Source organism: Streptococcus oralis, assembly GCF_003943825.1.
GTDB lineage: Bacteria > Bacillota > Bacilli > Lactobacillales > Streptococcaceae > Streptococcus > Streptococcus oralis_CD.
This window is the reverse complement of the sequence record NZ_RJNJ01000095.1, coordinates 1-620: the sequence shown is the minus strand read 5'-3', so window position 1 is coordinate 620 and position 620 is coordinate 1. Positions and strand designations below refer to the sequence as shown.

Here is a 620-nt window from a genome sequence, read left to right as displayed (position 1 = left end):
CCTAAAGGGGAAACACAAGGTGATCCTAGAAAGTATTCCGAGAGACAAGGAAACCGCTCGTTTTTCTATCCTAGCCTATAATCCAGTTTTTGAGATTAAGTTTGAAAATGGAGTTCTTTATCAAAATGGGCAAGTCATTGATCGTGACCCCTTGGATTTCCTTTATGAAGTGACTCATAAAAGTCAGCACCATTCAGACCTACCTTTTGGTGGTGGAGCTATCGGATTTGTTGGCTATGATATGATTTCTCTCTATGAAGAAATTGGCCAGCTTCCTGAGGATACGATTGGGACACCAGATATGCATTTCTTTGTTTACGAGAGTTATATTGTATTTGACCACAAGAAAGAAAAAATTCATATCATCGAGGATGCTCTTTACAGTGATCGAAGCAATGATGAGCTAGAAGCGGCTTTGGATCAGGTTTTAGAGGAGTTGAAAATCCCTGCTCCAAATGAATTTGAAGACTTGGACGTTTCTCCACTTCAGTTTAGACCACATATTGCACCTCAGAAATTTGAAGAAATGGTAGAAACAGCTCGCGACTTGATTCGCAATGGAGATATGTTCCAATGCGTGCTCAGTCAGCGTTTCTCCGCAGAGGTAAGTGGAAATCCTT

General features: G+C 40.8%; 1 protein-coding gene. It reads left to right on the top strand.

Going from position 1 to position 620, the window contains the following annotated elements; all coding sequences use genetic code 11:
- A partial coding sequence (locus D8863_RS10785; RefSeq protein ID WP_498072858.1) for a chorismate-binding protein occupies positions 1 to 620 on the top strand: 620 nt, incomplete at both ends.